The following is a 26,063-nucleotide window of genomic DNA, read 5'->3' as shown; positions in this document are numbered from 1 at the left end:
AACTGATATGAGAACGAAGAAACAAATCTTTATGCTGTTACTAGCCTTGCTAGTGGGCATCCCTACCCTTTCGGCTCAAAGTAAAAAGGAAAAGAAAGAACAGAAGAAAGAAGCCGTAAAGAAGCTGATTGAATCTGAAAACTACAAGATAGATGTCAACACCGCCATGCCGATGCGCGGACGCTCCATCCCTTTGACATCTTCCTACTCACTGGAAATCAGAAACGATTCGGTCATTTCTTATCTGCCTTATTATGGACGGGCTTACAGCATCCCCTATGGCGGAGGCGACGGGCTAAATTTTAAAGCTGTGCTCAAAGAATACAGTATGGAAATGGATAAGAAAGGAAATGCCGTCATCGAGTTTATCGCACGCAATCCCGAAGACAGGTATGAATACAGAGTCAAAGTATTCCCCAATGGTTCGGCAAGCATTGATGTCAATATGCAAAACCGTCAGTCCATTAGTTTTCAGGGGGAGCTGTATATAAAGGAAGAAAAGTAAGAAACAAAAAGCAAGTAAGAAGAACGGACTGAATAATTTTGTATTATTAGGCGTGGATTGCACGGATTACACGGTTGTTAGAATGATGATTACCATACAGCAACCGTGTAATCCGTGCCTAATTTTATAATATAAACTATTAATTCTTAGCTATCCGATAGAAACAATATGAACACATTCACTCGGGCAATATCTTTTTTATTCTTCCGGCTCTTCCCCACCTTTTAATATAGGCAGGCAAATGTGATATTTCACAGCTAAGATGCGAGTCAGAAATACGGCTGATCCGCCAATCAACTGACAAGCGTAGGACTCCATACCTGCGAGATCGCAAATCCAATATGCAATACCGCCTACGACGCAAGCCATTGCGTAAATCTCCTTTCGGAAGATAAGAGGTATTTCATTGATAAATACGTCACGAATCACCCCACCGGCTGCTCCCGTAATGCTACCCATGATAATCGCCACCCAAAAAGGATACCCCAGAGCAATGCTCTTGCCTACACCTACCACGGTAAACAGTGCCAGACCGATGGTATCGAAAATGAAGAAAGTATTATTGAGCCGGATGAGCCAGCGTCCGAAACAGATGACCCATAACAAAGCCAGTCCTGTACAAATCAGATAGATAGGGTCAGTCATCCATCCCGGTGTCACGTCGAGCAGTACATCACGGATGGTACCGCCGCCGATAGCCGTAGCAAGTCCTACCACATAAGCGCCGAACCAGTCGAAACGTTTCGCCGAAGCTAGCCGGATACCACTAATAGCAAAGGCAAATGTGCCTATAAAATCAAGAATTTGAACGAATGTGGGCATATATTTGTTATTTTGTATGCAAAGTAACGAATAAATTCCGTAAGAAAATGTACTTTTGCTTCACGAATTAAACCGAATTAGGTAGAAACAATATGAAAATAACAATTGTTGCGGGGGCACGCCCCAATTTTATGAAGATAGCTCCCATTACACGCGCTATTGAAGCCGCACGGGCGCTGGGTAAAAGTATCTCTTACCGACTGGTTTATACAGGAAGGAAAGACGATACGAGTCTGGATGCTTCTCTCTTTTCGGATCTCGACATGAAAGCTCCTGATGTATATCTGGGAGTGGAAAGCAGTAATCCAACGAGTTTGACAGCCGGAATCATGGTAGCCTTTGAACAAGAACTGACGGAAAATCCGGCACACGTAGTCCTTGTGGTAGACGACTTGACCGCAACCATGAGTTGTGCCATCGTTGCCAAGAAACAAGGCATCAAGGTAGCGCATCTCGTAGCCGGAACCCGTTCTTTCGATATGAAAATGCCGAAAGAAGTCAACCGCATGATTACAGACGGACTATCCGACTATCTGTTCACAGCCGGCATGGTTGCCAACCGCAACCTAAACCAGACGGGAACGGAAAGCGAAAACGTATATTATGTAGGCAACATTCTGATTGATGCCATCCGCTATAACCGGAACCGCTTGCTCAAACCGATATGGTTCTCCGTCCTGGGACTGCAAGAAGGAAATTATCTCCTATTTACTCTCAACCGTCGTGTATTACTCGGCAATAAGGAGAATCTGCGTCAGTTGATGAAAACAATCATCGACAAGTCCGCCGGTATGCCTATCGTTGCACCGCTACATACCTACGTACGTAATGCCATTAAAGAGTTGGACATCGAAGCTCCGAATCTCCATATCATGCCACCGCAGAACTACCTATTCTTCGGTTATCTGATAAACAAGGCGAAAGGAATCATAACAGATTCGGGAAACGTAGCCGAAGAAGCGACCTTCCTGGGTATTCCTTGTATCACACTCAACACGTATGCCGAACATCCGGAAACGTGGCGCATGGGCACCAACGAACTTGTCGGAGAAGATCCTGCCCTGCTTGCCAAAACCATGGATACACTGATGCACGGTGAATGGAAACGTGGCGAACTTCCCGAACGTTGGGACGGACGTACCGCAGAGCGTATTGTACAGATACTTACGAGCAAATAATATTTACCCGGCATGTTCCATTCCGTTTCCCGGCATGGGACTGTTAGTTTCAAGCAATGAAACTAATAGTTTCACACCGAGAAACAAAGTGTTTCACACCGAGAAACCAACAGTTTCATGCCGGGAAACAAAAAGTTTCAAGGGTCGAAACAAAAAGTGCCCTACAACGGGAGCAAAGGTTTCAAATACCGAAACCGGGAGAACGAAATGCGGAAACGGCCTTATCAAAAGGATTAACAGCGGGATGTTCTTTGAATTATCGGACGATATATGCTTGTAAACAACAAAAAACGATGAGTAAAAAAAGTTATATATTCTGTTATCCTTAGAGTTATTTGTTAACTTTGCAGCCCTACTACAAACGTTATGATACAACGATATAACAAAATACTTATACTGTTCTTACTCGTATTGGTAGCTTCCAATGCTTTTGCGCAGCAAATTAAAGGGGTAGTCACTGATTCGGTTACCCACGAGCCATTGATGTATATCTCTGTTTACTATCAGGAGAAGAGAGATATGGGAACCATCACCAATATTGACGGAGAATACAGTCTTGACACCCGCAGAAACGGAGGAACACTGGTGTTCTCCGCTGTAGGTTATATCAGTAAAACGGTTCGGGTTGGTTCCAACAATCAGACAGTGAACGTTAAGTTAGCTCCGGATAATGTGCTCCTGAACGAGGTTGTCGTGAAACCTCAAAAGGAGAAATATTCCCGCAAGAACAATCCGGCAGTGGAATTCATGAAGAAGGTAATCGAACACAAAAAGGCACAAGTCCTCGAAGTGAACGAGTACTATCAGTACGACAAGTACGAGAAGATGAAAATGTCTATCAACGACCTCACACCGGAAAAGCTTGAAAAAGGTATCTACAAAAAATATTCATTCTTAAGAGACCAAGTGGAAGTGTCGGAAACAACCAATAAGTTGATTCTCCCTATTTCCGTACAGGAAACGTCCTCGCAAACCATCTACCGCAAAAATCCCGAAAACAAGAAAACGATTATCAAAGGAAAGAACTCTAATGGTATAGAAGAATTTTTCTCTACGGGAGATATGCTCGGCACCGTATTGAAAGACGTATTTGCCGACATCAATATCTACGATGATGATATCCGGTTGCTTCAGCAGCGTTTCGTCAGTCCGATCGGTAACAATGCCATCTCATTTTATAAATATTATCTGATGGATACATTGATGGTAAACAAACGCGAATGTGTCCACCTTACTTTTGTTCCGCAAAACTCGCAGGACTTCGGATTCACCGGCCATCTGTATGTATTGAACGATTCTACATACGCCGTTCAGAAATGCACGATGAACCTGCCTAAAAAGACCGGAGTCAACTTTGTCAACCGCATGGACATCACGCAACAGTATGAGCAACTGCCCAACGGCAACTGGGTATTGGCGGATGATGACATGACCGTAGACCTTTCCTGGAATTCCAACAAAACAGCAGGTGGATTGCAGGTGGAACGAACCACGAAATATAGTAATTATAAATTCGATCCTATCGAACAACGACTGTTCCGGTTGAAAGGCAGCGTGATAAAAGAAGCGGATATGCTCTCGAAAAGCGATGAGTACTGGGCGAGTGTCCGTCAAGTACCATTGACAAAGAAAGAAAGTTCGATGGATGTATTCGTCAACCGTCTCGAACAGATTCCGGGATTCAAATACATCATCTTCGGAGCGAAAGCACTGATTGAGAACTTTGTAGAGACAGGAAGCAAAGAGCATCCGAGCAAAGTGGACATCGGCCCTATCAACACCATGATTTCGAGCAATTACATTGATGGTACGCGTTTCCGGTTGAGCGGTATGACTACGGCTCATTTCGACAAGCACTGGTTCTTGAGCGGATACGGAGCGTACGGTCTGAAAGACGAACGCTGGAAATATAGCGGAACGGTGACTTATTCGTTCAACAAACGCGATTATGTGGTTTGGGAGTTCCCGAAACATTATCTTTCGGCAACGTACAGTTATGACGTAATGTCTCCGATGGACAAATTCCTGTTTACGGATAAAGATAATATCTTCCTGTCGGTCAAGACAACGACAGTAGACCAAATGTCGTATATGCGCGACGCCACCATTAATTATGAACTCGAAACGCTGACCGGATTCGGAGTGAAAGCCATGCTGCGCCACCGTAACGACGAGCCTACCGGCAAACTGGAATACCTGCGCAATGATGCCGCACAAACCCGTGTGCACGATGTCACAACTTCCGAAGCAAGTCTGACGCTGCGCTATGCGCCGGGCGAATCATTTGTTAATTCCAAGCAACGCCGCGTGCCTGTGTCGCTGGACGCTCCTATCTTTACGCTCACTCATGCTATGGGTTTCAAAGGCGTATTGGGTGGGGATTACAACTTTAACCGTACGGAAGCAAGTGTGTGGAAACGTTTCTGGCTCCCGGCTTCCTGGGGAAAGATTGATTGCAGCGTGAAAGCAGGTGCAGAATGGAACACAGTTCCTTTCCCGTTGTTAATCCTGCCGGAAGCCAACTTGTCCTACATCACCCAGCGCGAAACGTTCAACTTGATTAATAACATGGAATTCCTGAACGACCGTTACGCTTCCATGTCATTATCCTACGACATGAATGGAAAACTCTTCAACCGTATTCCTCTTATCAAGAACCTGAAATGGAGGGAAATGTTCCGTGTACGTGCTTTGTGGGGAACATTGACGGACAAGAACAATCCATTCAAGAGCAACAATCCCGATTTGTTCCGTTTCCCGACACGCGACGGTAAATTCACCAGTTTCGTGATGGACCCGAAAGTGCCGTATGTCGAAGCAAGTGTAGGTATCTACAACATTTTCAAGTTGCTGCACGTTGAGTATGTACATCGTTTCACTTATCGTGATAATCCGGGTATCAACAAAAACGGTATCCGCTTCATGGTATTAATGGTATTCTAAAAAATTATGCAACCACTAGCAGAACGGTTACGGCCAAAGACTTTGGATGATTATATCGGTCAGAAACATTTAGTTGGACCGGGGGCTATCTTGCGGAAAATGATTGACGCAGGACGCATCTCTTCGTTTATTCTCTGGGGACCTCCCGGAGTGGGTAAAACAACCCTTGCGCAAATCATTGCCAACAAACTGGAAACACCTTTCTATACGTTAAGTGCCGTGACTTCCGGTGTGAAGGATGTGCGCGAAGTGATAGAACGTGCCAAGAGCAACCGCTTCTTTTCACAGTCTAGCCCGATTCTGTTTATCGATGAAATCCATCGGTTCAGCAAGTCGCAGCAGGATTCTCTGTTGGGAGCGGTAGAGAACGGAACAGTCACACTGATTGGCGCAACAACGGAGAATCCGTCGTTTGAGGTCATCCGCCCTCTCCTGTCCCGCTGCCAGCTTTATGTGCTCAAATCTTTGGAGAAAGAAGATTTATTGGAACTTCTGCAACGTGCCATCACCACGGATGCCGTATTGAAAGAGCGCAAAATTGAATTGAAAGAAACAACAGCCATGTTGCGCTTCTCCGGTGGAGACGCCCGCAAGCTGCTTAATATATTGGAACTCGTTGTACAATCGGAAACGGAAGAGACTGTCGTCATCACCGATGAAATGGTGACCGAACGGTTGCAACAAAATCCGCTGGCATACGACAAGGATGGGGAGATGCATTATGACATTATCTCCGCTTTCATCAAATCTATTCGTGGCAGTGATCCCGATGGAGCGATCTACTGGCTTGCCCGTATGGTGGAAGGAGGCGAAGATCCTGCTTTCATTGCCCGCCGACTGGTGATTTCGGCTGCCGAGGACATTGGTTTGGCAAACCCGAACGCACTGCTTCTCGCTAACGCCTGCTTTGAAACATTGATGAAAATCGGCTGGCCCGAAGGACGGATTCCTTTGGCTGAAACAACGATTTATCTGGCTACCAGTCCGAAGAGTAATTCGGCATACAGCGCGATCAATGACGCACTGGAGTTAGTCCGTTCAACCGGCAATCTGCCTGTCCCCTTGCATCTGCGCAATGCTCCGACCAAACTGATGAAGCAACTGGGCTACGGACAGGAATATAAATATGCACACAGCTATGAAGGTAACTTTGTCAAACAGCAATTCCTCCCGGACGAACTGAAAGACAAACGGATATGGCAGCCGCAAAACAATCCGGCAGAGCAGAAGCATGCCGAACGGATGATACAGTTGTGGGGAGACAAATTCAAGAAATGATATTTTCAGGCATAGATTACACGGATTACGCAGATGCTTCATGCAAAGCATATTTTAAGAAAACGTGAAATCCGTGTAATTCGCGCCTATAATATCAATATGTTGTTAAGAAAACACGTATAACTTATTATTAATATTGAAATTGAAATGAAGATTGTAGTTTTAGACGGCTTTGCCGCCAATCCCGGAGATTTATCTTGGGAAGGTATGAAAGTTCTTGGAGAATGTACAATTTATGATCGTACAGCTCCGGAAGAGGTATTAGAACGTGCAGCCGGTGCAGAAGCAATTCTGACTAACAAGGTAATCATCAATGCAGACCACATGGCTGCACTGCCCGAACTGAAATATATCGGTGTATTGGCTACCGGATACAACGTGGTAGACACAGCTGCTGCCAAAGAACGGGGAATCGTCGTTACTAATATTCCTTCATACAGCACCGCTTCCGTTGCTCAAATGGTATTTTCGCATATCCTGAACATCACTCAACAAGTGCAACACCACTCCGAAGAAGTGCACAAAGGCCGTTGGACAAACAACAAGGATTTCTGTTTTTGGGACACTCCGTTGATGGAACTTCGGGATAAGAAAATCGGTCTGGTAGGACTGGGAAACACCGGATATACCACAGCGCGTGTTGCTATCGGATTCGGTATGCAAGTGTACGCATTGACTTCTAAATCCCACTTCCAATTGCCACCGGAAATCAAGAAGATGGATATGGATCAATTGTTCAGCGAGTGCGATATTATCAGTTTGCACTGCCCGCTTACGCCGGAGACACGCGAAATGGTGAATGCACGCCGTCTTGCTATGATGAAGCCGACAGCTATCTTAATCAATACCGGTCGCGGACCGCTTATCAACGAACAAGATCTTGCAGATGCTTTGAACAGCGGTAAGATTTATGCAGCCGGCTTAGATGTGCTTTCTACCGAACCGCCTTGTGCCGACAATCCATTGTTGACAGCAAAGAACTGCTACATCACTCCGCACATTGCCTGGGCAACCATAGAGGCTCGCGAACGTCTGATGAATATTGCAATCAGCAATCTTCAGGCTTACATTTCCGGCAAACCGGAGAATGTAGTCAATAAATAATTAACATTAGTGTAATTCATAATGCCCGAAGTGTTTAGGCACACACGTTAAGTATAAAATATATAAAAAGCTCCCCTTATTTTATCTCTCTACCATGACTTAGAGTGATGTTAAATAAGGGGAGTTTATTTGTTCCGACTAGAATCTCTATTTCGAAATTCTATATGGACAAAGTATGAGTGTATGGACAAAGTTATTAGTACACAGACAAAAGACTAATATACAAATGATATATTAGTATGAGTGTCCTCCTTCATCCATTTCTTTCTCGGTAATCTTATGCCGGTCGATACTACGCCAAGCGTAGAAAATATAAGCAATCACAAACGGAACAAGAATGGAAACATAAGCCATTGTCTTCAGTGTAAATTCACTGGAGCAGCTATTGGCTAATGTCAATGAGCTTTGCAGGTCGGTGTATGACGGATAATAGGCAGTGTTGTTGTACCCTGTTACCAGTAGCAAAGATAAAACAGTCAGCACCGTACCGATTCCTGCAAACCAGATACCTTTATCAAAAGTCTTTTTAAGCAATGTCTTTCCGATACCGAAAAGAACCAATACCACCCCAATCAGGAATAAAGCCAGCACTACCGGCATCTCGATAAAGTTTGTGAGATACTTGTATGGCTGCATATAAATCTCCTGTGTTTCCGGGTTAACGGCAAAGCCTTCGGATACCAGTGTACGAATGACAAACGACAAAAAGAATACAAGGAACAAGACTGTGTTATTGCGTACTGCACGACGACATTTGTCGGTCAGTTCTTTGTCATCAATATTATTAATGAAATAGAGTGCTCCCAATACACGAGCAAGGAAGAAGACAGCCAATCCGAGAATTACATTCCAGATATTCGTCAACGCATCCAATCCGTGCCAGCCATTTCCCCAATGACTGATTACCGGCATAATAGTGTCTGTCATATTGGCCTTATTAATATAGAAATCAGAACCGGTGAAGAAAGTAGCCACCGCCCCGCCAAGTAACACAGGACCCACTACCCCATTAATCACCAAGAAAGTCTGATATGTCTTTTTACCTAACAGATTTCCTGCCTTACTCTGAAACTCATAACTGACAGCCTGCAATACAAAACTGAAAAGTATAATCATCCAAAGCCAATAAGCACCACCGAAACTGGTACTGTAGAACAACGGGAAAGAAGCAAAGAAAGCTCCTCCAAACGTCACCAACGTAGTAAACGTAAACTCCCACTTACGCCCGGTAGAATTCACCATCATCTTACGATGCTCTTCGGTTTTACCCAGACAGAACAATAATGAATTACCTCCCTGCACAAACAATAAGAACACGAGTATGGCTCCCAGCAAGGAAACGACAAGCCACCAATATTGTTGCAAAAATATATACATAAGTTTCAAGTATTAAGTAATAAGTATTAAGTATTATGCGTCCGGTCCTTTCTTGATAGCTTTCACCATAATTCCGACACCTGCAATCAGCATCACTGTAAACAGGAGCAGGAAGATAAAGAACGTAGTTTGCACGGAGCTTACATCCAGTTTGGAGATAGCAGCCATCGTAGGCAACATATCGCGGATAGCCCACGGCTGACGACCACATTCGGCAACCACCCATCCGGCTTGTCCGGCGATGTAACCCAAAGGAATTGTCAGCAAAGCAATCCAGTGCATCCAGCGCATCTTACTCAAATCCTTTTTATAGATAAAGAAAAGAACGACTATAAAGAACAGGATGAAATATCCGCCCAAGATTACCATTATACGGAATGCGTAGAAGTTGAGAGGAACATTCGGAACCAGTTGGTTCACGTCTTTGATATATCCGTAGCCAAAATAGGGAATATTTTCCTGCAATACATTATATGCAATCTTCGCATCTTCCTCGTGTCCGGCACTCTTTGCAGCACGATAGGCAGCCAATGCGCCGATAGCCGTTTTACCACGTTCTATCTTCTCGGCAGCAGAGAGAGCCTTCGGTCCGTCTTTCAACTGATACCCACCTTCGATGATATTCGTAATGCCCGGAACGTAGCCGTCCACATTACGTTCGGCAAGGAAAGAAAGCATACTCGGGATTTCAAAACGGAAGAGGAAAGGATCTTTCCCATCGTTGTAAGTCTTCTTTTCAGGATTCAATACTCCTATTCCGACCAGACCGACATTCGTTCCGCCTTCATACAGACCTTCCACTGCTGCCAGTTTCATCGGTTGTGTCTGGGCAATCTGATAACCGGAACCGTCACCCGTCCAAACAGAAAGCAACGATGCTACCAATCCGAAGATTGCACCAATCTTGATGCTGGCCAGTGCAAACTCACGATTTCGTTTCTTCAGCAAGTACCAACAACTGATACCGACCACAAAAATAGCACCCAACACCCAGCCGGACAATACCGTGTGGAAGAACTTATTGACTGCTACAGGCGAGGTAGCCACCGCCCAAAAATCAACCATCTCATTACGGACAGTGTCAGGATTGAATTCCATGCCTACCGGATGCTGCATCCATGCGTTGGCAACGAGAATCCACCACGCGGAAATCGTAGCTCCCAATCCTGTCAGCCAGGTGGAAGCCAAGTGGAAACGTTTACTTACTTTTCCCCATCCGAAGAACATAACCGCGATAAACGTAGCTTCCATAAAGAATGCCAGAATACCTTCAATAGCCAACGGAGCACCGAAGATATCCCCTACAAACCACGAATAATTGCTCCAGTTCGTACCGAATTCAAACTCCAGAATCAACCCCGTTGCCACACCGATGGCAAAGTTAATACCGAAAAGTTTCATCCAAAACTGGGCAGTCTTTTTCCAAAATTCGTTGCCTGTTTTATAATACAGCGTCTCCATGATTCCCATCACCACTGCCAGTCCAAGTGTGAGGGGAACAAAAATCCAGTGGTACATGGCTGTCATCGCAAATTGGGCTCTCGACCAATCGATCAGCGAGGTGTCAATACTTTCAATCATAATCCTATGTAGTTTAAGAGTTAAAAATCAGTAGATTTATCGGGGATGGCACGTTCTATCAGTTCATTTCCCACGTATGTACCTTTGTCGGCATCCGTTGGGTGGTCGCCGAGGAAATCAGGGAAAAAGAACATTTTGAGGATGAAGAACATGACGAATAATTTCAGCAAAATAATAACCCATAGGGTACGTCCTAAGGTCATACTACGGAAACCATCCAAATAGAAGTTCCAGATCGTAAGCAGTGTATTCTTCATATGTTTACGTTATAATTTGTAATGAGTACAAATATACATTTTTTATAATTAAAACAAACAAGTAGTCAAAAAAGTTGCAAGATTTGTCGTGTTTTTCTTCAAAAACCTACCTATCGACAGAAAAAAATCATTTAACGGCGAAATAACGTCATCCGTCTATCGTTTTTGCGGCATATATAATATGTACGTACCTTCGCTAACAGTAAATCAATAGAAGTATGAATATGATAAATGTAAGAAGATTGACAGTGATGACATTTCTTGGAGCAGGTATGCTGTCCGGCATATCTGCCCAGGTTTCTCCGCTGCAAGTCGATACGCTGAAAGAAACGAAAATCCCGGATCAATGGGACTTGCAGTCATGCATCGACTATGCAAAGGAACAGAACATTACAATTCGTAAGAACCGGATCACTGCGGTCAGCACGCAGATTGATGTGAAGACAGCTAAAGCTGCCATGTTCCCCAGTCTTTCGTTTTCTACCAGCCAACAGGTGGTGAATCGTCCGTACCAAGAGACAAGTAGCCGGGTGAGCGGTAGCGAGATTATCAGTAGCAACAGCAAAACGAGCTACAACGGTAATTATGGACTGAATGCTTCGTGGACTCTATATAATGGTAATAAACGGTTGAAAACCATCCAACAGGAGAAGTTGAATAATCAGATGGCCGAGCTGGATGTGGCGACTTCCGAAAATAATATTCAGGAGTCCATCGCCCAAGTATATATCCAGATTCTTTATGCAGCCGAATCTGTGAAAGTAAACGAAAACACCCTGCAAGTTTCCATTGCACAGCGCGACCGAGGACAGGAACTTCTGAATGCCGGAAGTATTGCCAAAAGCGACCTCGCGCAACTGGAAGCACAGGTGAGCACCGACCGATACCAACTTGTCACAGCGCAAGCCACTCTTGAAGATTACAAATTACAACTGAAACAACTGCTCGAACTGGATGGGGAGAATGAAATGAACATCTACCTCCCTGCCCTGTCCGACGAAAATGTGCTGGCTCCGCTGCCTACCAAAAGAGATGTGTACATCAGCGCATTGAGCTTTCGTCCGGAGATTGAAGCGAGCAAACTGAATGTAGAAGCTTCCGAACTGGGTATCAATATCGCCAAATCAAGCTATTTCCCCACCATCAGCCTTAGCGCAGGAATCGGAACCAACCATACCAGCGGCAGCGACTTTACCTTCGGAGAACAAGTGAAGAACGGATGGAACAACTCTATCGGACTGTCTGTCAGTGTGCCTATCTTCAATAACCGTCAAACGAAAAGTGCTGTACAAAAAGCTAAATTGCAGTACGAAACGAGCATATTATCCTTGCTTGACGAACAAAAGGCACTGTACAAAACCATTGAAAGCCTTTGGCTGGATGCCAACAGCGCGCAACAGCGTTATGCTGCCGCAAACGAAAAGCTGAAAAGTACACAAATCAGCTATGAGTTGATTAGCGAACAGTTTAATCTGGGAATGAAGAATACCGTAGAACTCCTTACTGAAAAGAATAATTTGCTGCAAGCACAACAGGAACAGCTTCAGGCTAAATATATGGCTATACTGAATACACAGTTGCTGAAATTCTATCAGGGAGATCAATTAGCTTTATAAAGAGTATAAAATCAGCATTATAAATAAGTAAAAGCATAATAAACGAATGAAAACGAAAAAGATTATTCTAATCGCCGTAGTAGTCGTTGTGGTTGTAGGAGCAGGAATATGGCTCTTTGCCGGTTCACCCGCCAAACACAAAGTGACGTACGCCACCGCTACTGTCAGTAAAGGCGATATTTCAAATTCGGTGACTGCTACCGGAACGATCGAACCGGTGACGGAAGTAGAAGTCGGTACGCAGGTGTCCGGTATCATCGACAAGATTCACGTAGATTACAACTCGGTAGTAACCAAAGGACAGCTGATTGCTGAAATGGACCGCATCACATTGCAAAGTGAACTGGCCTCACAGCAGGCAACTTACGATGGTGCGAAAGCCGAATATGAATATCAGAAGAAAAATTATGAACGCAGCAAAGGCTTGCACGAAAAGTCATTGATTAGTGATACGGACTTCGAACAGGCGCTCTACAATTATCAGAAAGCGAAAAGCAGCTATGACAGCAGCAAGGCATCGCTCGCGAAAGCGGAACGTAACCTGTCTTACGCTACCATTACTTCACCGATTGACGGAGTTGTTATCAGCCGTGATGTAGAAGCAGGACAAACCGTTGCTTCCGGATTCGAAACTCCGACCCTGTTCACCATTGCTGCCGACCTGACACAGATGCAGGTAGTAGCCGATGTGGATGAAGCAGATATAGGCGGTGTAGTGGAAGGTCAGCGTGCCAGCTTCACGGTAGATGCTTATCCGAATGATGTATTCGAAGGTGTGGTTACACAGATTCGTTTGGGCGACGCAAGCAGTACGAGCAGCACGAGCAGCACTACCACCGTAGTTACCTACGAGGTAGTCATCTCTGCCCCCAACCCCGACTTGAAACTAAAACCGCGTTTGACGGCTAATGTAACGATCTATATTCTTGATAAAAAAGATGTACTGTCTGTTCCGAACAAAGCCTTGCGATTCACACCGGAAAAACCGTTAATCGGCAATAATGATATAGTGAAAGATTGCGAAGGCGAACACAAACTTTGGACTCGCGAAGGAACTACATTCACCGCTCATCCGGTAGAAGTGGGAATCAGCAACGGCATATCCACCGAAATTATCAGTGGTATTCCTGAAGGGACAAAGGTGGTAACAGAAGCTACTATAGGTGTAATGCCCGGTGAAAACATGGGACCTGAAGGAAATATGGAAAATGGCGGAGAAAGAAGTCCGTTCATGCCGGGCCCTCCGGGAAGTAAGAAGAAAAAATAATTATTCAATGTGCCAATAACGAATTGGCGCATTAGCACATTATTTACGATGAAAAAAGTAATTGAAATACAAAATATCAAACGTAACTTTCAGGTAGGCGACGAGACCGTTCACGCATTGCGGGGCGTTTCGTTCAATATCAATGAAGGGGAGTTTGTCACCATCATGGGTACTTCCGGTTCGGGAAAATCCACGCTGCTTAATATATTAGGCTGCCTGGACACCCCGACAAGCGGAGAGTATCTGCTCGACGATATTCCCGTACGTACGATGAGCAAGCCTCAACGTGCGGTACTAAGAAACCGGAAGATTGGATTCGTGTTCCAAAGCTACAACCTGTTGCCTAAAACAACGGCTGTGGAAAATGTGGAACTACCGCTGATGTATAACTCTGCCGTCAGTGCTTCCGAACGTCGTCGTCGCGCTATCGAGTCTTTACAGGCCGTAGGATTGGGGGATCGTTTGGAACACAAATCCAACCAGATGTCCGGCGGACAGATGCAACGGGTAGCCATTGCACGTGCGTTGGTCAACAACCCGGCAGTGATTCTTGCCGACGAAGCGACCGGAAACCTCGATAGCCGTACCTCTTTTGAGATACTCGTACTGTTTCAGAAACTTCATGCAGAGGGACGTACGATTATCTTTGTGACACATAATCCCGAACTTTCGCAATATAGCAGCCGGAATATCCGTCTGCGTGACGGGCAGGTTATTGAGGATACTGCCAATCCGAAAATTCTGTCTGCCGCCGAAGCACTGGCGGCATTGCCAAAGAACGACGAGGATTAATTAATGTGATAAGGAGTAATGAAGTTATAAGAAGCAATTCATGTGATAAGGAACAATGAAGTTATAAGATGATATGCTTAGAGCATCACGCCAACATTTTACAGTCTCATAACTTTATAACCTTATAATAGCCTTATACCTTCAGAACCCCATTAATAACTCCATAACTTTATAAACATGAATGGAACTAATTTATTTAAGATAGCTCTCCGGGCATTGGCGAACAATAAGCTGCGTGCTTTTCTAACCATGCTCGGTATCATTATCGGTGTTGCTTCCGTCATCACGATGCTGGCTATCGGACAAGGTTCGAAGAAAAGCATCCAGCAGCAGATTTCCGAGATGGGATCGAACATGATTATGATTCATCCGGGAGCCGATATGCGTGGAGGTGTCCGGCAGGACCCGTCTGCGATGCAGACTTTGAAACTTGCCGACTACGAGGCCTTGCGCGATGAGACAAGTTTCCTGTCTGCCATCAGTCCCAATGTTTCGTCATCGGGACAGCTTATTGCCGGTAACAACAACTATCCGGCTTCGGTAAACGGTGTCGGAACAGAATATCTCGATATTCGCCAACTGACTGTTGAGAATGGAGAGATGTTCACAGAAGCCGACATACAGAGTTCAGCCAAAGTGTGCGTGATCGGAAAGACCATAGTAGACAATCTTTTTCCGGACGGAAGTGATCCGGTAGGTAAGATTATCCGTTTCAGCAAGATACCTTTCCGTGTGGTAGGTGTGCTCAAAGCAAAAGGGTACAACTCTATGGGACAAGACCAGGATGCCGTAGTGCTTGCACCATATACCACCGTAATGAAACGTCTGCTTGCCGTTACGTATTTGCAGGGAGTATTTGCCTCTGCCCTCACCGAGGATATGACGGACTATGCAACTGACGAAATCAGTACAATCCTCCGCCGCAACCATAAACTGAAGGCTTCGGATGATGATGACTTCACCATCCGTACCCAACAGGAATTGAGTACAATGCTCAACTCAACCACCGATTTGATGACAACCCTGCTGGCTTGTATCGCAGGTATTTCATTGGTAGTAGGTGGTATCGGGATTATGAATATCATGTATGTATCCGTTACGGAGCGTACCCGTGAAATCGGTCTGCGTATGTCTGTCGGCGCACGCGGGGTCGACATTCTAAGTCAATTCCTCATCGAAGCCATCATGATTAGTATCACGGGAGGTATCATCGGAGTGATTATCGGCTGCGGAGCCAGCTGGATTGTCAAGAGCGTAGCGCATTGGCCTATCTATATCCAGCCGTGGAGCGTATTCCTCTCCTTCGCAGTATGTACAGTTACAGGAGTCTTCTTCGGATGGTATCCGGCTAAGAAAGCAGCAGATTTAGATCCGATAGAAGCCATCAGATACGAATAAAATGGATAATTACCAATAAAAGAATTATCTTTGTCTTTATGAAACAAACCTTTACATCCGCACGTCGTCCCCTAGAAGTACTGATACATATTATCAGCTGGGGGATTATGTTCGGTTTCCCGTTCTTCTTCGTCGAACGTGGGAACGGGAACATTAATTGGATGGCTTATACACGCCACCTTGCCGTACCACTCTCTTTCATGATTGTGTTCTACGTGAATTATTTCATTCTTGTGCCGCGCTATCTTTTCCAGAGTCAGGCCAAAAGATATGTGGTCTACAATATTATCTTTTTATGTGCCATCGGTGTGTTGCTTCATCTCTGGCAAAGTCTGACGTTCGATCCGTCATTCGCTCCCAAATCAAAAAGACCAGGGATGCCTCCGGGATGGTTGTTTTTCCTTAGGGATATGTTGAGTCTCGTATTCACTATCGGACTAAGTGCCGCTATCCGCATGAGTGCCCGATGGACACAGAATGAAGCTGCCCGAAAAGAGGCGGAACGGAACCGTGCGGAAGCAGAACTGAAGAACCTGCGGAACCAACTGAACCCTCACTTTCTGCTGAATACGCTGAATAATATCTATGCACTGATTGCATTTGATTCGGACAAGGCGCAACAGGCAGTTCAGGAGTTGAGCAAACTGCTTCGCTATGTGTTATATGATAACCAGCAGACATACGTTCCTCTCTGTAAGGAGGTCGATTTTATCCGCAATTACATCGAACTGATGCGCATCCGTCTGTCCGCCAACGTGCAGATGATTACTAAATTCGATATTCAGCCCGACAGTCAGACGCTCATTGCCCCGCTTATCTTTATCTCTTTGATAGAGAACGCTTTCAAACATGGCATCTCTCCTACTGAATCGAGTTTCATCAGTATTCATATTTTGGAGAATGACAACGAAGTGGTGTGTGAAATCCGCAATAGTAATCATCCTAAGACAGTGGAGGATAAGAGTGGATCGGGCGTGGGATTGGAACAAGTCAGCCGTCGGTTGGAGATACTTTATCCCGGAGCTTATACGTGGTTGAAAGGCGTCTCAAAAGACGAAAAGGTATACGAATCGAGATTGAGTATCAAGATTAGAGAGTAGAAAGAAAAACGTTCAGTATAAAACGTTAAGTACCAATGTTTAGTATAAAGCGTCAAGTACAAGATTTTGGATATAAAACTTTAGATATAAAATAGTATGATGTTACGTTGCGCAATCGTTGACGATGAGCCTTTAGCTCTTAGCTTGTTAGAGAGCTATGTGAATAAGACTCCGTTCCTGCAACTTGCAGGAAAGTATTCCAGTGCGGTTCAGGCGATGAAAGAATTGCCGGGCGAAGAGGTCGACCTCCTGTTTCTGGACATTCAGATGCCGGAACTTAACGGTCTGGAGTTCTCGAAGATGGTAGATCCGCATACGCGCATTGTATTTACCACTGCTTTCGGACAGTATGCTATCGACGGTTATCGTGTCAACGCACTCGATTACCTGCTGAAACCAATCTCATACGTTGATTTCCTGCAAGCTGCCAACAAAGCTCTCCAATGGTTCGAACTCGTGCAGAAACCGGAAGAGATAGACAGTATCTTTGTGAAAAGTGACTACAAACTAGTACAAGTGGACTTGAAGAAAATCATGTATATCGAAGGACTGAAAGATTACATCAAAATATATACGGAAGACGCTCCCAAACCTATCCTGTCACTGATGAGTATGAAAGCCATGGAAGAACTCTTGCCATCCAGTCGTTTCATACGTGTGCACCGCTCCTTCATCGTACAGAAAGATAAAATACGTGTGATTGACCGCGGACGTATCGTGTTTGACAAGACATATATTCCTATCAGCGATAGTTACAAGCAAGTTTTTCAGACTTTTCTTGACGAAAGGAGCTGATTATTCATTATTTTATCGGTAAAAAAGTGATTTTTGTCGATTATAGTTTGCCAAAATCCGTTTTATATCTACCTTTGCAAAGAACAGAAAGGGATTGTGAAATTCCAAGAATAGAATAGTTTAGTTAAGTCTAGTTTAGTTTTTGTGTTGATAGCTCCCTCGTCGGCGGACGAACTAGGGAGCTATTTTTATATATTACAGGAATATTATTGCACAAAATATACATATTTTCCATAACTTTGCAGCGATAAAGTCTCACACAAATGGAATATAGCGTAGAAGAACTAAAAAATGCATTAATTGAGAGATGCGAAAAAGAGGGTATTCTATATGCAACGGTGGCAATGGATAGACGTACCAAAGAGATGATTCTTCCTGATACTTTAGAAGGAGCCCTGAAACATCCGGAATACTTTGTATGTACCTGCAGGAGAGTGAAAGATCAATATATAGTGGAGGAGATTACCAAAGTGTAATCCTCCTCCAATCTTTTATTCTTATTTTTCTTTTTTTATTCGCCCAATTCTCCCAGCAAATCGTAGGAAGGAGCAAAGAAAAGCGTTCCTGTTACAGCTGTGCTGAAGTCAAGCAAACGATCGGTATTCCCTACCGGATTGCCGATGAACATACTTTCCAACATCTGCCGGGTCGTACTGAACGTACTTGCATAACCGATGAAGTATGTGCCATATTCTCCCTTAGACGTATTGGCAAACGGCATGTTGGCACGTACAATTTTCAGGTCATCACCAATATTAGTGACGGCATTATGCGCATTTTGAGGTTTCTCCTCGTCAGACAGCTCGACATCGTTAAACTTACGACGACCGATCACTTTCTCCTGTTCTTCCACAGGCAGAGCGTTCCATGCAACCATATCGTGAATGTACTTCTGTACAAAAACATAACTTCCTCCTGCAAAATCAGCATCCTCCTCTCCTACCACCGCAAAATGATAAGGATTCTCATCAACTGCCGGATTCTCTGTTCCGTCTACAAAGCCGATAATAGCCTTGCCGTCCATATATCTGAAACCGTGAGTTTCATCGACAGGTTCAACTACGCCCTGGAGCTTCTCGTCAATGATGGAAGCAAACTCAAAACACAACCCCATCTGTTTTGCACGGATATGAAACAAGATGTCGCCCGGAGTAGAGACTGCCGTGTGCTTTCCGCCTTTGATCTCTTCAAAAGTGTTCAGTTCTTTCGGCTTTCCCTTTTCCGGGAAAAGACGGCCCCAGGCATCGGCGCCAAAGCCCATCGTACAACTGAACATCAGTTCGGGGAAACGATTACGCATGCTGCGAATCATGCCCGAGAAATTAGCGCATACATCTTTTACTTTATCAAGAGTTTCGGGAGTATCTTTTAGAGTATAAACAATAAAAATGACATTTTCACCTTGTTTCCCGGCTACGTCCTGCGGGATATTACCTCCAAATGAATTTTGATAAGGATTCATATTTTTCTTTTTTCTGTTAGTTTCGTCAACGAAACAGTTCTAATTCATTTTTTATTACTATCGTCAATATATGCGGCAGCCGCTTTATCCACAAATAGCTCTACATTCTGCGCGTGATGAGCTATATAGGCTGCGGGGCCAGTGTCTCCCGAATTACAGATTTCTTCTACTACGTCGACTTTATTTTTTCCGGTAATCAGGAAAATGACATAGCGGGCATTCTGAATGGGGTATCCCGTCATTGCGATGCGCTTCTGCCCGTTACGGGGATGGGCGCTGACTACATAAATAGAGTTTGAAGTCAGCAAATCTTCTTGTCCGGGAAAGATGGAAGACGTGTGTCCGTCGTCTCCGGCCCCCAACAGTACAATATCAAATTCGGGCCAGCCACGCTTTTGCGGCACTTGCTGCCGGACTAACTCCGAATAGCGAACCGCTTCTTTCGCAGGCTTCGCCTCTCCACGAATACGGAATACATTTTCATACAAAATAGGAGTCAAACCCAAAAGAAGGTTGCGCATCATTCCGTAATTACTGTCCGAATCATCGGGAGGCACACAACGTTCATCCACCCAATAAATCCGCATACGATCCCACGGGGTAATATCCATGTATTCATTCGCCCATAAATCGAACATCAGAGCAGGTGTGTTGCCACCGCTGACTGCGATATTGAACACTCTGTCCGGCTCTTCATTCATGATTTCCACCAAGCGGAGTATCAATGCTCGTGAAGTTTCAATAGATGAAGGAAAAACTGATAGTTTCATAATTCACAATATTGATCTGTATTCGTCAAATTCTTACAAGGATTCGTCCAGTCGGCCCCATGTTCGTGCATCATCGCTTCGCTTTCCAAAGGTCCCCACGTACCTGCGGGATAACCGTAAAGAGGTGCGTCGGGGTTGTCTTTCCAATAACGGAGTACCGGATCGAAAAATTTCCATGAGGCTTCTACTGCGTCACTTCGAGTAAATAAAGTCGGATCACCCTGGATGCAGTCGTCTATCAGACGGGCATAAGCGTCGCCACTGGGTACGCCGCCCAACTGCGCATAACTGAAATCCATCGTCACCTGACGCACTTCAAAACCTGCGCCGGGGACTTTCATTCCGATTTTGAGCACTATTCCTTCATTCGGTTGCAAACGAAGAATCAATTTATTAGCCCGCGGACAGTTGCCACCGGCACAATGAAACATCTGATGAGGTGTCTCACGGAAATGAACGACGATTTCCGTTACTTTCGTCGGCATTTGTTTACCTGTACGAATGTAGAACGGAACGCCACTCCAGCGCCAGTTGCTAATGCCCAGTTTCATGGCAATATAAGTATCCGTGCGCGAATCGGGAGCCACTCCTTTTTCTTCACGGTATCCTTTTTTATTGCCGGAGGCTGTATATTGTCCACGAACGATATGTTCGTTCAAATCCACTTCATTCAACGGGGTGAGAGATTCGTAGACCTTCACCACTTCGTTACGGAAATTGTCGGCATTGAAAACAGCGGGCGGTTCCATAGCCGTAAGGGCTACGAGCTGAATCAGGTGATTTTGCACCATATCCCGCAGTGCACCTGCCGTTTCATAGAATCCGCCACGTTGTTCGATACCCAGATTTTCTACGGCTGTGATTTCTACGTAGTCGATATAGTTACGGTTCCAGAGAGGTTCGAAGATACCGTTGGCAAAACGGAAAGCCAGTACATTCTGGGCTGTTTCCTTACCGAGAAAATGGTCGATACGGTAAATTTGATGCTCATTGAAAACAGAAGCATACGTTTTATTCAGTTCACGTGCCGATTCGAGATCATAACCGAAAGGTTTCTCGACGATGATACGTGAATGGGGGGTGTTGAGTCCCGCAGCTTTCAGGTACAAGGGCACTACTCCGTACAATGACGGCGGAGTGGCTAGGTAGAACAGCAGGTTGTCCGGGTCTACCTCACCGGTCAAGTCGACCAGACGTTGGCGGAGTTGCGGGTAACCTTCTTCTTTTGCCGGGTCCATCGGTAAATAGTAGAGATGGGAGACAAACGAAGCCATCAGAGCTGTGTCCTGTTCTTCGGACTTTACGAACTGTTGCAGTTCTTCTAAGATATAGGAACGGTAGTTATCGTCAGAGTAGACCGTACGCCCGATACCCAATATAGAATACTCTCCGGTCAACCGCTTTTCACGGTAGAGGGAGTAAAGGGCGGGCATCAGCTTACGCTTGGTCAGATCACCCGACGCACCGAAAATTATCATTGCAAATTTATCCATTTTTCAAGAGTTGTTTTAATTTCTGTTTTGAGATGGTAAATGATAATTTTGCGGAGTGCCCTGAAAGGGCTTAATTATATAGCGTAGGGCAACGCCCTACGTAAAAACGGCAATCTGAATTTGCGCCCTGAAAGGGCATAATTGTATACAGTTCCGCCCTTTCAGGGCTTGTGGCTGGTGTGTTTTTTTCGTAGGGCGTTGCCCTACGCTATATAATTAAGCCCTTTCAGGGCACCCCAATAAATATATAATTGTAAGGCTTTCAGCCTAACCGATAAATTCTCATTTAACCGATAAATTCCCATTAAACCGCTAAATTCCCATTTATCATTTCAAATTCCCATTTATCATTTCAAAACTGTTTTCTATTTAAACATTATATGTACCCGATTTCGTATCTCCTCCGTGACCTGTCCAGTTCTCGTGGAAGAACTGTCCACGCAACTCGTCTTTGCGCTCGAAAGTGTGCGCGCCGAAATAATCGCGTTGTGCCTGCACAAGATTGGCGGGCAGATCGGCAGATGTGAGCGAATAGAAATAGTTCAGCGCAGAAGAGAAAGCAGGAACAGGAAGTTCTTCTTTCATGGCTTCCGCCACCAGATTCTTCCATCCGGGAAGCAATGTTTTCATTTCTTCTTTAAAATAAGGAGCCAACAACAAGTGTTTAGGCTTGTCGGTGGCTTCGAAGGCGGCAGCAATGTCGTTCAGGAATATACTGCGGATGATGCATCCTCCACGCCACATACGGGCAATGGAAGCCAGGTCGAGATGCCAGTCGAAAGCGTCGGAAGCACGTTGCAACACGGCGAATCCCTGGGCATAAGAGACGAGTTTGGAAGCATAAAGAGCAGAAAATATATTCTTTACGAGTTCCACCTTATTATATATAGGTTGTGTATGTTGACACTGATATTGTCTGGAAGCCTGATGACGCAAGTCTTTCTGTGCAGAAAGACTTCGTTCGAATACCGCCGTGGCGATCAATCCCAATGGCATGCCGAGTTCCATAGCGTTGATGACCGACCATTTGCCGGTTCCTTTCTGTCCGGCCGCATCCAAGATTTTATCAATCAGATACCCTCCGGATTTGTCTTTATGCCGCAGGATGTTGGCGGTGATTTCGATCAGGTAGCTGCGTAGTTTGCCTTCGTTCCAACGGGCAAAGACATCAGCCATTTCCTCATTGGTCAGATCCAGCAACTTTTTCATCACCCAATAGGCTTCGGCGATCAACTGCATATCACCGTATTCGATACCGTTATGAATCATCTTCACAAAATGACCCGATCCGGCAGGGCCTACCCATTGGCAACAGGGAGTTCCGTCCGGTGCTTTTGCCGCAATGCTTTGAAGGATCGGTTTCACTTCCGGCCATGCTTTCTCCGAACCGCCGGGCATGATAGAAGCTCCATTCAAGGCTCCTTCTTCACCGCCTGACACTCCGCTACCGACGAAGAGAAATCCTTTCGACTCCGCCAGTTTGACGCGACGGTTGGTATCTTCGTAATTGGAGTTACCGCCATCAATAAGAATGTCTCCCGGTGAAAGCAACGGGAACAGCTGATCCATCAGTTCGTCAACCGGACTTCCGGCACGAACCATCATCATTATCTTACGGGGAATAGCTATCGAATCTACAAATGCTTTTATATCTGTGAATCCTTCGATGTTTTTACCTTTTGCACGACCATTCATAAAGCGATCTACCACTCCTTCCTCTACTCCGGGAACTGTACGGTTATATACCGATACATGCCACCCCTTACTCTCCATGTTTAAAGCAAGATTCTCGCCCATCACAGCCAAGCCGATAAGTCCGATATCTGTTTTATTCTGATTTGCCATAACTTATATATTTTGAATATTCTTTATCTTAGTAACAGTTGAAATGCACATTTGTTCGCAATATTTTAGATTAAAATATTATTTTTGTGGCCTACAAATAAAATCAAGGATGAAGAAGATCAAAATCGGTTTGTTGGCACGCATCGTAATTGCCATCATTTTGGGTATTGCCATCGGCACTTTTTTCCCGGCTCCGCTAGTGCGAATATTCGTTACTTTCAACGGCATTTTCAGCGAGTTTCTCAATTTCTCTATCCCGCTGATTATCGTCGGACTGGTAACGGTGGCTATTGCCGACATCGGAAAAGGTGCAGGAAAAATGCTGCTCGTGACGGCTCTGATTGCTTATTTCGCCACCCTGTTTTCGGGATTCCTCTCCTACTTCACAGGAGTCATCGTATTTCCGTCACTCATCGAACCGGGAGCGCCGCTTGAAGAAGTGAGCGAAGCACAAGGAATCCTCCCCTACTTCTCCGTCTCCATCACACCGCTGATGAACGTCATGACAGCCTTGGTATTGGCTTTCACCTTGGGCTTGGGACTGGCGTCACTGAACAGCGACGCATTGAAAAACGTGGCACGTGATTTTCAGGAAATTATCGTACGAATGATTAGCGCAGTCATTCTGCCTTTGCTGCCACTTTATATCTTTGGCATATTCCTCAACATGACACATTCGGGACAAGTATATTCCATCCTGATGGTGTTTATTAAAATTATCGGAGTCATCTTTGCTCTTCACATCTTCCTGTTAGTTTTTCAGTATTCCATCGCGGCACTGTTTGTACACAAAAACCCGTTTAAATTACTTAATAAAATGCTGCCGGCTTACTTCACGGCATTGGGCACACAGTCTTCGGCAGCCACCATCCCTGTAACGCTGGAACAAACCAAAAAGAACGGGGTATCTGCCGAAGTGGCCGGTTTCGTGATTCCGCTCTGCGCCACCATTCATCTGTCGGGCAGCACACTGAAAATCGTAGCCTGCGCACTGGCATTGATGATGATGCAGGGAATACCGTTCGACTTCCCCTTGTTTGCCGGATTTATCTTCATGCTGGGCATCACAATGATAGCCGCTCCGGGGGTTCCGGGCGGAGCTATCATGGCCTCTCTGGGAATTCTTCAATCCATGCTCGGCTTCGACGAATCGGCACAGGCTTTAATGATTGCGCTTTACATCGCAATGGACAGTTTCGGCACAGCCTGCAACGTGACGGGCGACGGAGCTATCGCTTTGATTATCGACAAAATAATGGGGAAAAACCGTGCTGAAAGACTGTGCTGAAAAATAATTGGGTAGTAGCTTGGCTGGCTCACAAAAAATGCCGACATTTGCACCCACATTTTCAATTATATTAAATAATAGCGTATGAAAAAAGCCCTAATTTCAGGCATCACCGGGCAGGATGGTTCTTATCTTGCCGAATTTCTATTGCAAAAAGGTTACGAAGTACACGGTATACTCCGTCGTTCTTCTTCGTTCAATACAGGACGTATTGAACATTTGTATTTTGACGAGTGGGTGCGCGACATGAAACAGAAACGTACGATCAATCTGCATTATGGGGATATGACAGATTCTAGTTCGTTAATTCGTATTATTCAACAGGTGCAACCGGATGAAATCTACAATCTCGCTGCTCAAAGCCACGTGAAGGTTTCATTCGACGTTCCGGAATACACGGCCGAAGCGGATGCTATCGGTACGTTGCGTATGCTCGAAGCGGTACGCATCCTGGGACTGGAAAAGAAAACCCGCATCTATCAGGCTTCTACTTCCGAATTGTTCGGTAAGGTGCAGGAAGTTCCACAAAAAGAGACAACTCCATTCTATCCCCGTTCTCCGTATGGGGTAGCCAAACAATATGGTTTCTGGATTACTAAAAACTACCGCGAAAGCTATGGTATGTTTGCCGTAAACGGAATCTTGTTCAATCACGAGAGTGAACGCCGTGGCGAGACATTCGTTACCCGTAAAATTTCGCTTGCTGCCGCACGTATCGCACAGGGCGAACAGGACAAACTGTATCTGGGTAATCTGGATGCACGTCGCGACTGGGGATATGCCAAGGATTACATCGAATGTATGTGGCTGATCCTGCAACATGACGTTCCCGAAGATTTCGTAATTGCTACCGGAGAAATGCACACAGTACGCGAATTCGCAACGCTGGCATTCAAGGAAGCAGGCATCGAACTTCGTTGGGAAGGTGAAGGCGTGAATGAGAAAGGTATCGACGTAGCTACCGGAAAGTCTTTGGTAGAGGTTGATCCTAAATATTTCCGTCCGTCAGAGGTGGAACAACTGCTGGGTGACCCGACTAAAGCAAAAACATTGTTAGGATGGGATCCATGCAAAACATCATTCGAAGAACTGGTAAGTATCATGGTTCGCCACGATATGGAAAAGGTGAAGCGGATGATTGCTACCAAACATTAAATGAATTTCATTTCACTACAGATTAACACAGATTTCC

22 protein-coding genes are annotated in these 26,063 nt (G+C 45.1%); 14 read left to right on the top strand and 8 right to left on the bottom strand.

Features of this window, described 5'->3' with window-relative positions; all coding sequences use genetic code 11:
- The first annotated feature begins 7 nt into the window (after positions 1–7).
- Positions 8–505, top strand: coding sequence for a DUF4251 domain-containing protein (locus tag KTR06_RS15180; RefSeq protein ID WP_008022096.1), 498 nt, complete (start codon positions 8–10; stop codon positions 503–505).
- Positions 506–703: 198 nt separating this feature from the next.
- Here the strand turns inward: KTR06_RS15180 and KTR06_RS15175 are convergent, their stop codons facing one another.
- On the bottom strand, positions 704–1,327 hold the full coding sequence (locus KTR06_RS15175; protein WP_004311582.1) for a trimeric intracellular cation channel family protein: 624 nt from the start codon (positions 1,325–1,327) through the stop codon (positions 704–706).
- A gap of 92 nt (positions 1,328–1,419) precedes the next feature.
- Here KTR06_RS15175 and wecB point away from each other — a divergent pair, with 92 nt between their 5' ends.
- The 4 genes from wecB to KTR06_RS15155 all read left to right on the top strand — a co-directional run bounded on the left by wecB (position 1,420) and on the right by KTR06_RS15155 (position 7,830).
- Positions 1,420–2,505 carry a non-hydrolyzing UDP-N-acetylglucosamine 2-epimerase gene (wecB, locus tag KTR06_RS15170; RefSeq protein ID WP_004311581.1) on the top strand — a complete coding sequence of 362 codons (1,086 nt, stop codon included), beginning with the start codon at positions 1,420–1,422 and terminating at the stop codon, positions 2,503–2,505.
- A 366-nt stretch (positions 2,506–2,871) separates the two neighbouring features.
- Positions 2,872–5,448 (top strand): DUF5686 and carboxypeptidase-like regulatory domain-containing protein, encoded by a 2,577-nt coding sequence (locus KTR06_RS15165; RefSeq protein ID WP_061448297.1) that lies wholly within the window; start codon positions 2,872–2,874, stop codon positions 5,446–5,448.
- Positions 5,449–5,454: 6 nt separating this feature from the next.
- Positions 5,455–6,726 carry a replication-associated recombination protein A gene (locus tag KTR06_RS15160; protein ID WP_004316871.1) on the top strand — a complete coding sequence of 424 codons (1,272 nt, stop codon included), beginning with the start codon at positions 5,455–5,457 and terminating at the stop codon, positions 6,724–6,726.
- Between the two features lie 147 nt (positions 6,727–6,873).
- The gene (locus KTR06_RS15155) at positions 6,874–7,830 is read left to right on the top strand and encodes a D-2-hydroxyacid dehydrogenase (RefSeq protein WP_217290524.1); all 957 of its coding nucleotides are present in this window, start codon (positions 6,874–6,876) and stop codon (positions 7,828–7,830) included.
- A gap of 234 nt (positions 7,831–8,064) precedes the next feature.
- Here KTR06_RS15155 and cydB read toward each other — a convergent pair whose 3' ends face one another.
- The 3 genes from cydB to KTR06_RS15140 are packed head-to-tail and all read right to left on the bottom strand — an operon-like array spanning position 8,065 to position 11,045.
- On the bottom strand, positions 8,065–9,207 hold the full coding sequence (cydB, locus tag KTR06_RS15150) for a cytochrome d ubiquinol oxidase subunit II (protein ID WP_087318342.1): 1,143 nt from the start codon (positions 9,205–9,207) through the stop codon (positions 8,065–8,067).
- Between the two features lie 33 nt (positions 9,208–9,240).
- Positions 9,241–10,788, bottom strand: coding sequence for a cytochrome ubiquinol oxidase subunit I (locus tag KTR06_RS15145; protein ID WP_217290523.1), 1,548 nt, complete (start codon positions 10,786–10,788; stop codon positions 9,241–9,243).
- A gap of 20 nt (positions 10,789–10,808) precedes the next feature.
- Positions 10,809–11,045, bottom strand: coding sequence for a DUF4492 domain-containing protein (locus KTR06_RS15140; protein WP_008643891.1), 237 nt, complete (start codon positions 11,043–11,045; stop codon positions 10,809–10,811).
- 218 nt (positions 11,046–11,263) lie between these two features.
- Between KTR06_RS15140 and KTR06_RS15135 the strand changes: the two genes are divergently transcribed.
- The 7 genes from KTR06_RS15135 to KTR06_RS15105 all read left to right on the top strand — a co-directional run bounded on the left by KTR06_RS15135 (position 11,264) and on the right by KTR06_RS15105 (position 18,489).
- A complete protein-coding gene (locus tag KTR06_RS15135; RefSeq protein ID WP_217290522.1) occupies positions 11,264–12,661 on the top strand; it encodes a TolC family protein in 1,398 nt (465 codons plus the stop codon).
- 46 nt (positions 12,662–12,707) lie between these two features.
- Positions 12,708–13,928 carry an efflux RND transporter periplasmic adaptor subunit gene (locus KTR06_RS15130; protein WP_074708216.1) on the top strand — a complete coding sequence of 407 codons (1,221 nt, stop codon included), beginning with the start codon at positions 12,708–12,710 and terminating at the stop codon, positions 13,926–13,928.
- A gap of 48 nt (positions 13,929–13,976) precedes the next feature.
- Positions 13,977–14,720 carry an ABC transporter ATP-binding protein gene (locus KTR06_RS15125; protein ID WP_004313363.1) on the top strand — a complete coding sequence of 248 codons (744 nt, stop codon included), beginning with the start codon at positions 13,977–13,979 and terminating at the stop codon, positions 14,718–14,720.
- Between the two features lie 177 nt (positions 14,721–14,897).
- Entirely contained in the window at positions 14,898–16,118 is a 1,221-nt protein-coding gene (locus tag KTR06_RS15120) for an ABC transporter permease (RefSeq protein ID WP_015531250.1), read from the top strand.
- 38 nt (positions 16,119–16,156) lie between these two features.
- Complete coding sequence (locus KTR06_RS15115) at positions 16,157–17,218, top strand: sensor histidine kinase (protein ID WP_004313365.1); 1,062 nt, start codon at positions 16,157–16,159, stop codon at positions 17,216–17,218.
- 96 nt (positions 17,219–17,314) lie between these two features.
- The gene (locus tag KTR06_RS15110; protein ID WP_004313366.1) at positions 17,315–18,013 is read left to right on the top strand and encodes a LytTR family DNA-binding domain-containing protein; all 699 of its coding nucleotides are present in this window, start codon (positions 17,315–17,317) and stop codon (positions 18,011–18,013) included.
- A 263-nt stretch (positions 18,014–18,276) separates the two neighbouring features.
- Positions 18,277–18,489 (top strand): hypothetical protein, encoded by a 213-nt coding sequence (locus KTR06_RS15105; protein ID WP_004314093.1) that lies wholly within the window; start codon positions 18,277–18,279, stop codon positions 18,487–18,489.
- 35 nt (positions 18,490–18,524) lie between these two features.
- On the opposite strand, the gene KTR06_RS15100 is transcribed toward KTR06_RS15105, so the two are convergent.
- The 4 genes from KTR06_RS15100 to gnd all read right to left on the bottom strand — a co-directional run bounded on the left by KTR06_RS15100 (position 18,525) and on the right by gnd (position 23,583).
- A complete protein-coding gene (locus tag KTR06_RS15100) occupies positions 18,525–19,475 on the bottom strand; it encodes a Dyp-type peroxidase (protein WP_004314092.1) in 951 nt (316 codons plus the stop codon).
- Between the two features lie 44 nt (positions 19,476–19,519).
- Positions 19,520–20,245, bottom strand: coding sequence for a 6-phosphogluconolactonase (gene pgl, locus KTR06_RS15095; RefSeq protein WP_162613611.1), 726 nt, complete (start codon positions 20,243–20,245; stop codon positions 19,520–19,522).
- Complete coding sequence (zwf, locus tag KTR06_RS15090) at positions 20,242–21,738, bottom strand: glucose-6-phosphate dehydrogenase (protein WP_004314090.1); 1,497 nt, start codon at positions 21,736–21,738, stop codon at positions 20,242–20,244. The genes pgl and zwf overlap by 4 nt, the downstream gene beginning before the upstream one ends.
- A 369-nt stretch (positions 21,739–22,107) precedes the next feature.
- The gene (gene gnd / locus KTR06_RS15085) at positions 22,108–23,583 is read right to left on the bottom strand and encodes a decarboxylating NADP(+)-dependent phosphogluconate dehydrogenase (protein WP_117683730.1); all 1,476 of its coding nucleotides are present in this window, start codon (positions 23,581–23,583) and stop codon (positions 22,108–22,110) included.
- 109 nt (positions 23,584–23,692) lie between these two features.
- Between gnd and KTR06_RS15080 the strand changes: the two genes are divergently transcribed.
- A complete protein-coding gene (locus KTR06_RS15080; RefSeq protein ID WP_217290521.1) occupies positions 23,693–24,871 on the top strand; it encodes a dicarboxylate/amino acid:cation symporter in 1,179 nt (392 codons plus the stop codon).
- Between the two features lie 84 nt (positions 24,872–24,955).
- Entirely contained in the window at positions 24,956–26,026 is a 1,071-nt protein-coding gene (gene gmd, locus KTR06_RS15075; protein ID WP_004316341.1) for a GDP-mannose 4,6-dehydratase, read from the top strand.
- The last annotated feature ends 37 nt before the right edge of the window (positions 26,027–26,063 follow it).

It is taken from the genome of Bacteroides sp. MSK.20.12 (genome assembly GCF_019052435.1).
Taxonomy (GTDB): domain Bacteria; phylum Bacteroidota; class Bacteroidia; order Bacteroidales; family Bacteroidaceae; genus Bacteroides; species Bacteroides xylanisolvens.
This window is presented reverse-complemented; position numbering and strand designations above follow the sequence as displayed.